The 12,644-nt window shown below is 74.9% G+C and carries 12 protein-coding genes; 1 reads left to right on the forward strand and 11 read right to left on the reverse strand.

All coding sequences use genetic code 11. The features are described 5' to 3' along the window. Positions 1-9: 9 nt before the first annotated feature. From Q0967_RS04565 to Q0967_RS04575, 3 genes are all read right to left on the reverse strand, one after another. On the reverse strand, positions 10-1,422 hold the full coding sequence (locus Q0967_RS04565; protein ID WP_298746227.1) for a VWA domain-containing protein: 1,413 nt from the start codon (positions 1,420-1,422) through the stop codon (positions 10-12). A gap of 64 nt (positions 1,423-1,486) precedes the next feature. Continuing rightward, positions 1,487-2,734 (reverse strand): trans-acting enoyl reductase family protein, encoded by a 1,248-nt coding sequence (locus tag Q0967_RS04570; protein WP_299449270.1) that lies wholly within the window; start codon positions 2,732-2,734, stop codon positions 1,487-1,489. 55 nt (positions 2,735-2,789) lie between these two features. After that, on the reverse strand, positions 2,790-3,371 hold the full coding sequence (locus Q0967_RS04575; RefSeq protein WP_298746223.1) for a TetR/AcrR family transcriptional regulator: 582 nt from the start codon (positions 3,369-3,371) through the stop codon (positions 2,790-2,792). 23 nt (positions 3,372-3,394) lie between these two features. Here Q0967_RS04575 and Q0967_RS04580 point away from each other — a divergent pair, with 23 nt between their 5' ends. Continuing rightward, positions 3,395-4,486: an MFS transporter gene (locus tag Q0967_RS04580; protein WP_298746221.1), complete on the forward strand. Its 1,092-nt coding sequence runs from the start codon at positions 3,395-3,397 to the stop codon at positions 4,484-4,486. Between the two features lie 31 nt (positions 4,487-4,517). Here the strand turns inward: Q0967_RS04580 and Q0967_RS04585 are convergent, their stop codons facing one another. The 8 genes from Q0967_RS04585 to Q0967_RS04620 all read right to left on the reverse strand — a co-directional run bounded on the left by Q0967_RS04585 (position 4,518) and on the right by Q0967_RS04620 (position 12,585). Continuing rightward, positions 4,518-5,204, reverse strand: a complete 687-nt coding sequence (locus Q0967_RS04585) for an HAD-IA family hydrolase (protein WP_298746219.1) — start codon at positions 5,202-5,204, stop codon at positions 4,518-4,520. After that, positions 5,201-6,454 (reverse strand): AGE family epimerase/isomerase, encoded by a 1,254-nt coding sequence (locus Q0967_RS04590; protein ID WP_298746217.1) that lies wholly within the window; start codon positions 6,452-6,454, stop codon positions 5,201-5,203. Before Q0967_RS04590 ends, Q0967_RS04585 begins: the two co-directional genes overlap by 4 nt. Beyond that, positions 6,451-7,182, reverse strand: a complete 732-nt coding sequence (locus Q0967_RS04595; protein WP_298746215.1) for an SDR family oxidoreductase — start codon at positions 7,180-7,182, stop codon at positions 6,451-6,453. The genes Q0967_RS04590 and Q0967_RS04595 overlap by 4 nt, the downstream gene beginning before the upstream one ends. After that, the gene (locus Q0967_RS04600) at positions 7,179-8,090 is read right to left on the reverse strand and encodes a hypothetical protein (protein WP_298746213.1); all 912 of its coding nucleotides are present in this window, start codon (positions 8,088-8,090) and stop codon (positions 7,179-7,181) included. The genes Q0967_RS04595 and Q0967_RS04600 overlap by 4 nt, the downstream gene beginning before the upstream one ends. 80 nt (positions 8,091-8,170) lie before the next feature. Continuing rightward, on the reverse strand, positions 8,171-9,613 hold the full coding sequence (locus Q0967_RS04605; protein ID WP_298746211.1) for an FGGY family carbohydrate kinase: 1,443 nt from the start codon (positions 9,611-9,613) through the stop codon (positions 8,171-8,173). 97 nt (positions 9,614-9,710) lie between these two features. After that, complete coding sequence (locus Q0967_RS04610; RefSeq protein WP_298746209.1) at positions 9,711-10,715, reverse strand: ABC transporter substrate-binding protein; 1,005 nt, start codon at positions 10,713-10,715, stop codon at positions 9,711-9,713. Next, positions 10,715-11,821, reverse strand: coding sequence for an ABC transporter permease (locus tag Q0967_RS04615; RefSeq protein WP_298746207.1), 1,107 nt, complete (start codon positions 11,819-11,821; stop codon positions 10,715-10,717). The genes Q0967_RS04610 and Q0967_RS04615 overlap by 1 nt, the downstream gene beginning before the upstream one ends. Further along, positions 11,818-12,585, reverse strand: a complete 768-nt coding sequence (locus Q0967_RS04620) for an ATP-binding cassette domain-containing protein (protein WP_022924685.1) — start codon at positions 12,583-12,585, stop codon at positions 11,818-11,820. The genes Q0967_RS04615 and Q0967_RS04620 overlap by 4 nt, the downstream gene beginning before the upstream one ends. Positions 12,586-12,644 lie beyond the last annotated feature (59 nt).

Genomic DNA, 12,644 nt, shown 5'->3' on the forward strand with positions numbered 1-12,644 from the left:
GCCCCGCGCTCAGTCGCCGCGCTGCTGGCGGTAGTACTCCGACCACCGGGCGCTGCCCTCGTCGTAGACCTCCCGCCACGTGCGGGTCTGCTCGCGGTAGGCCGCCCGCCAGTTGGAGTTCTTGCGGTCCAGCGCCCAGCGCCACATCTCGTTCTTGCGGTCCAGCGCCCACCGCCAGACCTCGTTGCCGGTGGCGCGGTCGACGACCTCCTCGTCCTGCAGGCGGGAGGCGAGGTCCATCGCCCGCTCCCCCTCGTCCTGCGCTCCGTCCATGAGCCGCTGTCCGACCTCGCTGGCCTCCGCCATCGACGCCCGGCCCTCGTCCTGGACCCGCTCGAGCTCGGCCCGCCGCCACTCGCCCCAGGCGTCCATCATCCGGGAGTACTCCTGCGCCCAGTACTCCTCCAGGTCGGCCCCCGAGCCGACGTCGGTGAACTCACCGCCCCCCGCCTCGGCCATCGCGCGCAGCGCCTGCTGGTCGGCGTCGCCGACCTCGAAGCCGATGACGTTGACGACCGGCTCGATGCCGGACCCGGCCAGGTCCTCGGCCGCCTGCACCGGGTCGCCCCCGCACGACTCCAGACCGTCCGTCACGACGTACACGATCCCGTCGCTGGCGTCCTCGGGGATGTCCGCGGCCGATGCGGTGACCGCGCGCGCGAGCGGGGTCCACCCCACCGGCTGCACCTGCGCCAAGGCCTCCTGGAGGTCCTGCCCCGCGGCCTCGCCCTCGAACACGACCTCGCTGGAGGCGCAGGACTCGGCCTTGCCGGCGTCGGTGTTGTCGCCCTCGTGGCCGAAGATCCGCAGGCTCAGCGTCGACCCCTCGGGCAGGGTGTCGGCGAAGTCCGCGATCGCCGAGGTGGCCTCCGTCATCCGGGTCCCTCCCCGGCCCTGCGCCGACATCGAGCCGCTGGCGTCCAGCACGACGGCGAAGTGGTTGCTGCCGACGGCCTCGACCTCCGGCGCCTCGCCCTGCGTCGGTCCGTCCGAGACCTCCGACAGGCTCGGGTCGAAGAGGATCGCGGCCTGGACGTCCTCGGCGTAGTCACCCTGCACCTGGGACTGGATGGCCCGCTGCCACTCCACGGCGCTGCCCGGCTCCATCGCCAGCACCGCCTGGTAGGCCGCCTCCTCGTCGTAGGCCTCGCCGGCATAGGGGCCGGGGGCGTACATGAACTCCTGCTCGACCTCGGTCAGCTCGCGCGGGGCGTCCGGCCACGCGACCGACACCAGCTCGGGCACGGCCGAGGAGACCGGCGGCGCCGTGGTGGTGGCCGCGTCGTCCGGGCCCGACGTCGCGGCCGCGGCCTCCTCCGCCGTGGGTGCCGGGGCGTCCGCCGCCGGGTCGGCGTTCCCGTCGCACGCGGCCAGCAGCACCGCCCCGGCGAGCGCCACGGCGACCACCCTGGACATCCTCATCGTCCCCTCCACGTCCGGCGCCCGGCGGCGCACCGTGCGAGGAGACTACCCGAGGCGCCCGTCCTCACCGCGCTCCCGAGACGCCGTCGGACCGGTCCAGGCGTCGCACGTCCAGCGTGAAGCCCTGGCGGCGCAGCGCCTGCACGAGGTCGTCCCCGAGCGCCGCCGCGGGGGTCAGCACCCCACCCTCGCGCCCGGGCTCGTCACGGGTCGCGAGCAGCACGAGGGCCGACTGGCCCAGCATCACGGACGTGGCGGCATACCCGGGGTCGCCCTGGGCGGCGACGGTCGCGGCATACCGCGAGCCGTCCTCGGTGGTCGTGGTCGTCTCGGTGCGGAACGACCCGGCCTCGCGCCGCTCCCGGTTCGGGCCCTCCCCGGGCGAGGGCAGGGCGCGGTCCACCAGGGAGCGCAGCCCCGGCACGGACATCGCGCCCACCAGTCCGCCCATCGCCGCGACCAGCGTCCGGGCCCGCAGGGCACCCCGCGCCCCGCGGCCGTTGGCGACGAGCTCGCGGTAGCGGAAGCGGGCGCCGTAGCCACCGCCGAGCAGAGCGTCGGAGCGCCGCACCACGCGGGTGTTGTAGGGCGCCATGAAGAACGGCACCGCCCACCGGCCGCTGCCCTCCTCGACGAAGGGACGCCAGTGCTCCCGCTGGGCGGGCGCGCCGCGGTGACCGCCGCTCAGCGCGAAGGGGTCACCGACGACGCGGCGCAGCGCGGGGTCCTCGCGGGTGCGCTCCAGCTGGAGCCGCAGCGAGTCGACGGTGCCGCCGCTGACCCCGCCCCTTCCCTCCCGCACCCACAGGGTGGTGTCGGTGAGACCACCGGCACCGTCCTCCTGCGCAGCACGGTGCAGCAGGTGCACGCCCAGGTCGGAGGGCACGGAGTCGAAGCCGCAGGAGACGACGACCCGCGCGCCGCTCTCCCGGGCCCTGTCGTGGAAGCGGTCGACCGCCTCGCGGACGAAGAGCACCTCGCCGGTCAGGTCGGCGTAGTCCGTGCCGGCGGCCGCGCACGCCTCGACGATGGGTATGCCGTGCCGCTGGTAGGGCCCGACCGTGCTGACGACGACGCGGGAGCGGTCGGCGAGCGCCCGGAGGGTGGCGGCGTCACCGGAGTCGGCCACGAGCAGCGGCCAGTCCGCCGCGCGGACCCCCAGCCCCGCCCGGACCTGCTCGAGCCGCTCCCGCGAGCGTCCGGCCAGCCCGACGACCACCCCGTCGGGTGCGGCCTGCACGAGGTGCTCGGCGACCAGCCGGCCGACGAAGCCGGTGGCGCCGAGGAGGGCGATGTCGATGTCCCGTGCCATGTCCCCATCGTCACCCACCACCGGGTCGCCCGCCCGGTCAGCCCCGTCAGCCTCGTCAGCCCTCGCGCCCCCAGCCCAGCGCCGCCCGCGCCGTCTCGGCGGCCCGCCCGGCCGGGTCCTGCGGGACGCCGCGCAGCAGGCTGGCGAGGGCACCGTTGTAGAGGAGCAGGACGGTGTCCGCGATTTCCTCGGCCCGCTCCGGGTCGACGTCCGCGGCCAGCTCGCGCAGCCGACCGACGAGCCCGGCGGTGTCCGCGTCGACCAGGTCCCCGGCGCGGTCCTCGCCCTCCCCCCGGGCGGGAGGGCGCTCGGAGGCCGTCGCGAGGAAGGAGCACCACTGAGTCGGTGACGAGCGGGCCCGGAAGGCCGCGAGCGCGTCGAAGACGGCGAGCACCCGCTCCCGCGGACCCGGGGCGGCCGCCACCTCCTCGTCCCAGACGGCGCGCCAGCCGTCGAGCCGGCGCTGCAGGACCTCGGCCAGCAGGCCGTCCTTGCTCCCGGTGTGGGCATACAGCGTGACGACCGAGACCCCGGCGGCGGACGCCACACGGTCGACGCCGGTGGCCGCGATGCCCTCGCTGAAGAACAGCGACTCGGCCGCGTCGAGGATCCGGGTGCGGGTCTGCTCCTTCGTCATCGACCTAGTGTAACGTGCGTTTCATGCTGAAACGATCGTTACACTCCTCGCCACCGCCCACCGCCCGCTCGCCGCTGAGCCTGGTGCTCGCCGGTGTGATCCTCATCGCCGGCACCTACGGCATGGCCCGCTTCGGTGTCGGCCTCCTGCACCCCCAGATGGCCGCCGCACGCCCGGACCTGGACGGGGCGCTGCGGCCGGCGGGGACGGCCCAGTTCACGTCCTACTGCCTCGCGGTGCTCGTGGGTGGCCGGCTGGCCAGGAGGCGGGCGCGGGCCCTCGCGCTCGCCGCCGGCCTCGTCGCGGGGGCCGGCGCCCTGGGTCTCATGCTCGCGCCGGGCGTCGCCACCTTCACCGCCGCCGCCTTCGTCGCCGGGGCAGGTGCGGGTCTGGCCTCCCCGGCCCTGGTCCCGCTCCTGGACCGCGCGGTGCCCGCCGGGCGCTCCGGGCTGACGCAGGCCGCGGTGAACTCGGGGACCGCCGTGGGGCTCGTCGTCGTCGGCGCGGTGGTGCTGCTGACCAGCGCCGCGCTCACCCCGTGGCTCATGGTCGCCGTCGTGTGCGTCGGGGCCGGGTGGGCCGTGCACACGCTCGCGCCGGAGGTGCCCGACGCCGAGCCGGGCGGGGCGGGCGGGTCCGCCCCGGAAGGGTCCGCGCCGGCCGCCGGCGCCGTCGGCGGGATGGTGCTCCCCTGGCTGCTGGCCGCCGCCGCAGGGGGCGTCTCGGCCTACGTGTGGACCTACGGCCCCAGCGCGGTGGTGCGGGACACGGGCCTGGGTACCGACCACATCGGCTGGCTCTGGGTGGCCGTCGGGGTCGGTGGGCTGGTCGGGGTCGTCGCGGGTCGGCTCGTCGACCTCACCAGCCCGTTCCTGGCCTTCCTCGCCTGCGCGGCGGGGGTCCTGCTGGCCACCGGCGCCGTGTCGACGGCCACGCAGCCGTGGGCGGCGGTGCTGGGTCTGGCGCTGTTCGGCGCCGCCTACATGGCGCTGACCGGGACCCTCATCCTCTGGGGCCGTGTGCTGCGACCGCAGGACGCCGGGCAGGCCACCGCGTGGTTGTTCCTCGCCCTCTCGGTGGGCCAGGCGGTGGGCGCCGCCCTCGTCGGCCCGTGAGGGCCGTCCGCGGTGCGACCCGTGGCTCGACTCAGTCGCGGGCGGAGACCCACACCCCGCGCGCGTCGACGCCGAAGCGCACCCAGGAGAGGTCGGGCACGACGAGGTCCGCCTCCGCGAGCTGCTCCCGCGGGGTGGTGGTGAGCAGCGCCAGGGTCGAGGCTCCGGCCGCCCGGCCGGACCGCACGCCGGCCGGCGAGTCCTCCACCACGAGACTGCCGGCCGGGTCCACGCCCATTCTCGCGGCCGCCTCCAGGTAGGGGGCCGGGTCGGGCTTGCCCCGCTCCACGTCGTCGGCGCAGACCAGCACCGCGGGCGCGGGCAGCCCGGCCGCCCCCAGCCTCGCCGAGGCCAGGGCCCGGTCGGCCGAGGTCACCACCGCGGCCCGGTCCCCCAGCGCGGCCAGCGCGTCGAGGGCGCCCGGCAGCGCCACCACGTCGTCCAGGTCGCCGAGCTCGATCTCGTCGAAGACCGCCCCGGCCTGCTCGAGGTCGAGCCCGAGGTCGAGCTCGCGGTCGAGACGGGCGATGGTCTGGCGGCTCGGCATCCCGTGCGTCTCACCGAGCCGCTCGACCGGGACGCCGAAGCGGCGGGCCCAGGCCTCCCAGCTGCGCCGCACCGCACCCGCGGAGTCCACGAGGGTGCTGTCGCTGTCGAGCAGGACGGCCTCGTAGCGCTCCTCGGCCGGCTCCCGCCGGCCCGCCGCGGGACCGGTCACCGCGACCACGCCGCCACCCCGGCGGCGAACGAGGCCGCACCGGGGACATCGGCCACCAGAGACGCCTGGTAGGCGTGGTAGGCGTCGGGGCGGCCGGGCCAGGTGCGCGCGCTGGGCCGGTTGTGCCGGTCCAGCTCGTGCCGCCACGACCGGCCGTCGGCGTCGACCAGGTAGCGGTCGGCATACCGCCACCAGCGCTCCAGGTCGGTGGCGTGCCGCGCCTGACCGGTGACCCAGTGGAGCACGGTCGAGGTGGCGATGGCCTCCGTCAGGACCCAGTGCATCCGCTCCTGCACCACGGGCCGACCCGCCCAGTCGGTGGTGTAGACGAAGCCGTCCTGCCCGTCGGCCGCCCAGCCGTCGGCCACCGCGCGGTCGGCCAGGTGCACCCCGGCCTCGAGCAGGGTGGTGTCGGTCTGCTCGCCGGTGGTGGCCAGCGTCACGAGGAGCCGGGCCCACTCCAGCCCGTGCCCCACGGTGGCGCCGTAGGGACGGAACGGGTCGGCCGGGCGGTCCGCGTGGTGCTCCGGCAGCGGCGTCCAGGCGGTGTCGAAGTGCTCGGGGATGCGCCAGGAGCGCTCCTCGGCCCAGCCGACGACCCGGCCGGCGATCCGCAGCGCCCGCTCGCGCCACCGGGGTCCGGCTCCGGCGGCCCAGGCGGCGAGGTAGGCCTCGACCGTGTGCATGGCCGAGTTGATGCCGCGGTAGGGGTCCAGCTCGGACCAGGACGCGTCCCACTCCTCCACGACCATGCCCTGCTCCTCGTCCCAGAAGCGACGCTCCTGGACGGCGAGCGCCGTCTCCAGCAGCTCGTCCGCACGAGGTATGCCGGCGGTGCGCGCGGTGCTCGCGACCAGCACCACGAAGGCATGGGCGTAGGCCTGCTTGGTGGAGGTCTCGACCGACCCGTCGCGGACCGCGGCGAACCAGCCCCCGTGCTCGGCGTCCCGCAGCGGGCCGTCGAGCAGGGCCGCCACGCCGTGCGCCGCCAGGTCGGCCAGCTCCCCCGGCCCCGGGCCTCCGGGCGCCGGGGGGTCGCCGGCCAGGAGGCCGAGCGAGAAGACGTGCGTCATCCGGCAGGTGACGTAGAGCTCGACCGGGTGGGCCGGGTCCACCGCACCGTCGTCGTCGAGGTAGCCGAAGCCCTCCGGCACCCGCGAGCCCTGCGCGAAGCGCAGCAGCTCCGCGCGCCGCGCGCGCCGGTAGTCCCGTCCGCCCGGGAGGGGACCACCGGCGGGTCCGGGGCTCACCGGCACGTGTACCCCCCGTCGACGGGCAGGTGGGCGCCGGTGATCATCGAGGCGCCCTCGCCGAGGAGGAACACGACGGGCGCCGCGACCTCGGCCTGCGTCGCCCAGCGCCCCAGCGGCATCTGCGCGAGGAACGGCGGGCCGACGTCCTCGCGGCCCCAGTAGAACTCGGACATCTCGGTCATGACGACCGTCGGGTGCACGCTGTTGACCCGGATGCCGTGCGGTCCGAGCTCCAGGGCGCTGACCCGGGTGATGTTGTCCAGCGCGGCCTTGGACGAGCCGTAGGACACGTGGTTCGGCAGCGCCACGAGGGAGGCCTGGCTGGACACGTTGACGATCGAGCCGCCGGCGCCCAACCGGATCATGGTGCGGGCGGCGTGCTTGATGACGAGCAGGGCGCCGCGCGCGTTGACCGCCATCGCCCGGTCGAAGACCTCGATGTCGGTCTCGGTGGGCGACGCGATCTCGCCGCCGAAACCGCCGCAGTTGACCACGCCCCACAGGTCGAGGCCGTCCAGGGCCGCGGCGATCTGCTCCTCGGAGGCGAGGTCGAACAGCACGGTGCGCACCCCGGTCTCGGCGACGAGGTCGGCGAGCGACTCCTGCGTGCGCGCCGCGGCGACCACGTCGGCCCCGGCCGCCACGAGGTGGCGCACGATCTCGGCGCCGATGCCGCCGGAGGCCCCGGTGACGAGGACGGTCCTGCCGTCGAGGCCGCCGCTCACGCGGGGACCCCGACGTCGGCGGGCACGGCGCCGTCGATGGTGGCGGACAGCTCGGCCAGCCGCGGCTGGGCACGGGTGCTGAGCAGCTCCTCGCGCTCCCCCGCCGTCATGGCGAGGCTGTCCTTCCACAGGGAGCGGCCGGCCATCGCGCCGGCGGCGCCGTGCTCGACGGCGGTCCGCACCTGCTCCACGAAGGTCGCGTGGTCCACCCCCGCCGACAGCACGGCCCAGGGCACGTCCCCGGCGGCCGCGCTCACCTCGGCGCAGGCCTGCGCCGAGCCCGGGTAGGCCAGCTTGAGGACCTTGGCGCCGTGCTCCACGGAGACCCGCGCGGAGTCCACGACCAGCTGGCCGAAGCGCGCGGCATACTCCTCCGGCGACTCGTCCTCGAGCCGGTAGGTGAGGATCTCGACGATGAGCAGGAGGCCGGCCGCCTCGCAGTCGGCGACCAGCGCCTCCATCTCGGCGGCGACCCGCGCGACCGAGGCCGGCTGGTCGGGCCGCAGGTACCACAGCATCTTGGCGGCGTCCCCGCCCAGCTCGCGCACCGTCGCGGCGGTGACACCGGGCACGTAGCGGGTGTAGCGCAACCCGTCCACGGTCTCGAACCCGGAGGCGTCCATGCCGACCACCAGGGCGGTGCCGGCGGCGAGGGTGCCCTCGTCGACGACCTTGGGCAGCGCGACCTCGGGGTCGAGCAGGATGGCGGGGGCGTGGTTGCCCAGGTGCGCGACGAGGTCGGACTTGGCCTCGGCCAGCTCCGCGACGGAGATGCCCTCCGGGCCCTCGGGGCCGTTCATCACGGCCTTCATCCCGTTGCGCTGGTCCGCGGCGACGACGAGCATCCGCCCGGCGGGGGTGGTGAGCCGGGAGAACGCGCGGCGCTCGAGCGTGGACAGGGTGTTCATGTGGATCGCTCCTCGTGGGTTGCGGGGGTGGTGCGGTTCAGGGGTGGGACGGTGCGGTTCAGGGGTGGGGGTGCCGTGGCTCAGCGGTGTGCGGGGAGCAGGGACAGGGCCGAGACCGCGGCGCCGTAGGCCGTGTCCTGGGACCGGTGGGAGACCTCCAGGCGCGGCAGGACCCGGCCCCGGGCCTCCCGGACGCTGGCCCAGGACGTCCAGCCGCCGGTGAGCAGGGCCGAGGTGGCCGGCGGCAGCTCGCGGTCCAGGACCTGGACGAGGCGCGCGATCTCCTCGTTGCCGTGCTCGAGCACCGCCCGCATGAGCAGGGCCGGCGACACCTCGTCGGTGCCGATCCGCAGCGCGAGCTCGCCGTCGTCGTTGCGGGCACCGGCGACGGTGATGCCGGTGGACGGGGCGTCCGCCGGCAGGGCCAGCACCGCCTCGTCGAGGGCCCGGTGCGACGGCTCGTCGACCATCCCCAGCATCGTCAGGGTGCGCCGCATGAGCAGGCCGGTCTTGACGCCGGCCACGACCACCCAGCGGCCGGGGACGACGTGCGGGACGCAGTTGATGAGGTATGCCCCCAGCCGGCTGCGGGCCTCGAAGGTCAGGGGCGTGTCGATGACCCGCAGGAGCACCTCGGCGGTGCCGAGGGAGACGTGGTAGCGCCCGCCCGGCGAGGCGGTGGTGCCCGGGGTCGCGGCTGCCTGCTCGTGCTCGTGCTCGTCGTCGTCGTCGCCGGGGGCATGGCCGTGCTCGCTCGCGCGGCTGGACACGAGGTGGTCGTGCCCGGCGACGCTGAGCTCGGCCTGCCCGAACGCCGCGGGGACCCGGGCGGCGTCGACGCGGCCGACCGGGGTGCCGGCGTCGACCAGCGGTGGGACGACCTGGGCCCCGACGCCGAGGTGGTCGAGCAGCTCGGGCCAGACCTGCCCGGTCTCCACCTGCAGCAGCCCGGTCCGGGCGGCGAGCGAGCGCTCGGCGACGACCGGCCCGCCGAGGGCGTGCACGACGAACTCCGGCAGGCTCAGCCAGCGCGCGTCCGCCACCGGTGCGCCACGGTCGCGCAGGTGGGCGATCTTGGCGGCCGAGACCTGCACGCCCCACGGGAGCCCGGTGCGCCCCGGGAACTGCGCCCGGAGGTCGGCCGGCAGCGCCTCGACGGCATCCTGGCCGGTGCGGTCGAACCACGCGAAGGCGGGGGCGACCACCCGGTCGTCGGGGCCCAGGAGGAAGCCGGACTCCCCCATCCCGGTGACGGACAGGACCTCGACCCGGGGCGACGGCCCGGCGGCCTCGGCGGCGCAGGCGTCGCCGCCGTCGAGGGTGGCGAGCTGGCGGGCCGCGTCGTCGAGCACCTCGTGCACGGCCGCGACCAGGGCGTCCTCGGTGAGGACGACGGCGCCGACCTCGTCCTCCTCCCAGGGGGTGGCGGTGCGGCTCAGCGCGACCTCCTCGCCCCGGTCGTCCAGGACGAGCAGCTTGATCCGGGTGCTGCCCAGGTCGAGCCCGGCTACCAGTGTCGGCACGTCGCTCCTTCTCTGCGTGGTGCTCCCGCGGGCCTGCCGCGGGGGTCGGGATGGTCGGTGTGTCGGTGCTCTGCGCCGGGTCGCGGCCGGCGCCGGGTCAGCACTCGGAGGCGTAGAGGGCCGCCTGGCCCTCCTCGCTGTCCAGGGTGTCGGCGGTGACGATGGTGAAGCCCGTCTGGATCTGGGCCTCGGTCTCCTCGCCCTCGAGCGCCATGAGGGCCTGCTCGACGCCCTGGTAGCCGATCTCGTAGGGCTGCTGGGCGATGATGGCCTGCACGGTGCCGTCCTCGAGGGCCTCGACCTGGGCGGGGCCGGCGTCGAAGCCGACCACCTGCACCTCACCGGAGACACCCGCCTGCTCGATGCCGGTGGCAGCACCCTCGGCGCTGAAGATGTTGGTCGCGAAGATCGCCACCAGGTCGGGGTCACGCTGCAGCGCCGAGGTGACGATGGAGGCCGCCCGGGCCGGCTGGTTCTGGGCGTACTCCACACCGACGTACTCGAAGGAGTCGTCCTGCGCCACGGCCTCCTCGAAGCCCTGGACCCGGTCGTCGGAGGTCGAGATGCCCGGCTGGTTGTCGATGACGAGCACCTTGCCGCCGTCGGGGGCCAGCTCCTGGATGGCCTCGAAGGCCGCGGCGCCGCCGCCGACGTTGTCCGAGGCGATCTCGGAGACCGCGAAGGAGGGGTCCTCCACCGTGGTGTCCACCAGGACGACCTCGCTGTTCTCGGCGGCGTCCTCGAGGGGCCGCTGCAGCGCGGTCACGTCGTTCGGGGCGATGAGGATGGCGTCCGGGTCGCTGGCCGCGACCGAGGTCACGATCGGCTGCTGCAGCGCCGGGTCCCAGCGCTGCGGGCCCTGGACGGACACCTCGGCGCCCAGCTCCTCGGCCGCGGCGCGCACGCCGCACTCCATGGAGATGTAGAAGTTGTCGCCGATGACGCCCTGGATGAAGGCGACCTGCGGGGTGCCGGAGGAGCCACCCTCGGCCTGGGTGCCGTCGGCGCCGTCGCCGCTGTCGGCGTCACCGCCTCCGCAGGCGGCCAGCCCCGTGGTGGCGAGAGCGGCGGCGAGGATCGTTATTGATCGGTGGAGTCGCATCAGGAGTCCTTTCGGTGGTGGGTGAAGATGCGGGAGAACAGAGAGCTGCGGGGGCGGCCGCGGGTCGCGGACGCGCGGCGGACCTGGTCGAAGTAGACGGCGCCGACAAGGAAGGCCCCGACCACGACCTGCTGCCAGTACGGCGCCACCCCGAGGATGACGAAGCCGTTGCGCAGCGTGGCCGGGATGAGCAGGCCGACCACCGTGCCGAAGACGGTCCCGATGCCTCCGAAGAGGCTGGTCCCGCCGATGACGACGCCGGCGATGACGTCCAGGTTGGTGAGGCTGTGCCCGGCGATGGTCGTCGACCGGAAGAACGTGAGGTTGAGGATCCCGGCGAGCCCGGCCAGCAGCCCGGCGAAGGCATACACCCGGATGAGCTGCCGGTCGACGTTGATGCCGACCCGGCGGCAGGCCTCGGGGTTGGACCCGACGGCGCTCGTGTGCAGCCCGAACTTGGTGCGGCGCAGCAGCACGATGCCGAGCACGACGACGAGCGCGGCCACGAGCACGAGGATGGGGACCCCGGCCACCTGCCCGAAGCCGACGGTGTTGACCAGGACGTCCGGGACGGCGCGGCGGTCGATGCCGCCGGTGAAGACCTGGGCCAGGCCCAGCGCGGCGCCGAAGGTGCCGAGCGTGACGATCATGGGCGGGACTTTGGCCTTGGCGACGAAGAAGCCGTTGACCAGGCCCCAGGCCAGCCCGCAGCCCAGCGCCACCAGGATGCCGACGAGCGCCACGCCCCAGCCCTGGCCGTCCCCGAGGCGTTCCATCGTCAGCGACGAGACCACCCCGCTGAAGACGAGGATCGACCCCATAGAGAGGTCGATGCCGCCGGTGACGATGATGAACGTCGTCCCCACGCCGAGCACGGCCAGGATGGCGACGCTGACCGCGATGTTGCGGAAGTTGGTGACGTCGAGGAAGGCCGTCGGGGCCAGGGTGCTGAAGATCGCGCAGATGACCAGCCAGACGAGCACGATCTGCAGGGCCTGCGCCTGCACCCGGCGGCGCAGGTGCTCCCCGACCGAGGTGCGGGGGGCGGCGTCCTCGGTCTCGGGCGCGGCGGCCACGTCGTCCTTGGTGTGCGTGGCGTTGCTCATGAGGCCTCCCTGGTCTCGAGTGCTCCGGTCATCGCGCCGACGAGCTCCTCGACGCTGGAGGACTTGGCGTCGTAGACCGCGACGCGACGGCCCTGGCGCATGACGTGCACCCGGTCCGAGACCTCGAGGACCTCGGGCATGGAGTGGCTGATGTAGACGACGCCCAGCCCCTGGTCGCGGATCCGGCGGATGAGGTCGAGCACCCCCTTGGTCTGCACGACGCCGAGCGCGGCGGTCGGCTCGTCGAGGAAGATGACCTTGTCGGCCCAGGTGGCCGCGCGGGCGACCGCGATGGCCTGGCGCTGGCCGCCGGACATGCCGCTGACCGCTCCCTCGTAGTCACGGACGGTCGCCCCGAGGCTGTCGAAGGCCTCGGCGCCGCGCCGGCGCATCTCGGCCCGCTGCATGAAGCCGAGCCGGCCCAGCAGCCCGGGCCGCATGAGCTCGCGGCCGAGGTACATGTTCTGGATGGGGTCGAGGTGGTTGGCCAGCGCGAGGTCCTGGAAGACCGTCTCGATCCCCAGGTCGCGGGCGTCCGTCGGGCTGGTGAGGGTGAGCTCGCGGCCCTGGAAGGAGATGGTCCCCCCGTCCGGGGCGTCCGCACCGGACAGGATCCGCACCAGCGTGGACTTGCCGGCGCCGTTGTCGCCGATGAGCGCGGAGACCTCACCGGGACGGACGTCGAAGTCGGCGCCGTCCAGCGCCTGCACGGCGCCGAACCGGCGGACGATGCCGCGCGCCTCGTAGATCGCGTCGGTGCTCATCGGGGCTGCTCCTTCCTGGGGTGGTCCTCGGGGATGTCGCACCCCGTCGTCGCGGTGAA

The sequence above is a fragment of the uncultured Serinicoccus sp. genome (assembly GCF_947500995.1).
In the GTDB taxonomy this organism is placed as follows: domain Bacteria; phylum Actinomycetota; class Actinomycetes; order Actinomycetales; family Dermatophilaceae; genus Ornithinicoccus.

What these genes read in the sequence shown, in the direction of transcription:
- Q0967_RS04565 (WP_298746227.1), bottom strand. Translation starts at nt 1,422, where the DNA reads ATGAGGATGTCCAGGGTGGTCGCCGTGGCGCTCGCCGGGGCGGTGCTG.
- Q0967_RS04570 (WP_299449270.1), bottom strand. Translation starts at nt 2,734, where the DNA reads ATGGCACGGGACATCGACATCGCCCTCCTCGGCGCCACCGGCTTCGTC.
- Q0967_RS04575 (WP_298746223.1), bottom strand. Translation starts at nt 3,371, where the DNA reads ATGACGAAGGAGCAGACCCGCACCCGGATCCTCGACGCGGCCGAGTCG.
- Q0967_RS04580 (WP_298746221.1), top strand. Translation starts at nt 3,395, where the DNA reads ATGCTGAAACGATCGTTACACTCCTCGCCACCGCCCACCGCCCGCTCG.
- Q0967_RS04600 (WP_298746213.1), bottom strand. Translation starts at nt 8,090, where the DNA reads ATGAACACCCTGTCCACGCTCGAGCGCCGCGCGTTCTCCCGGCTCACC.
- Q0967_RS04610 (WP_298746209.1), bottom strand. Translation starts at nt 10,715, where the DNA reads ATGCGACTCCACCGATCAATAACGATCCTCGCCGCCGCTCTCGCCACC.
- Q0967_RS04615 (WP_298746207.1), bottom strand. Translation starts at nt 11,821, where the DNA reads ATGAGCAACGCCACGCACACCAAGGACGACGTGGCCGCCGCGCCCGAG.
- Q0967_RS04620 (WP_022924685.1), bottom strand. Translation starts at nt 12,585, where the DNA reads ATGAGCACCGACGCGATCTACGAGGCGCGCGGCATCGTCCGCCGGTTC.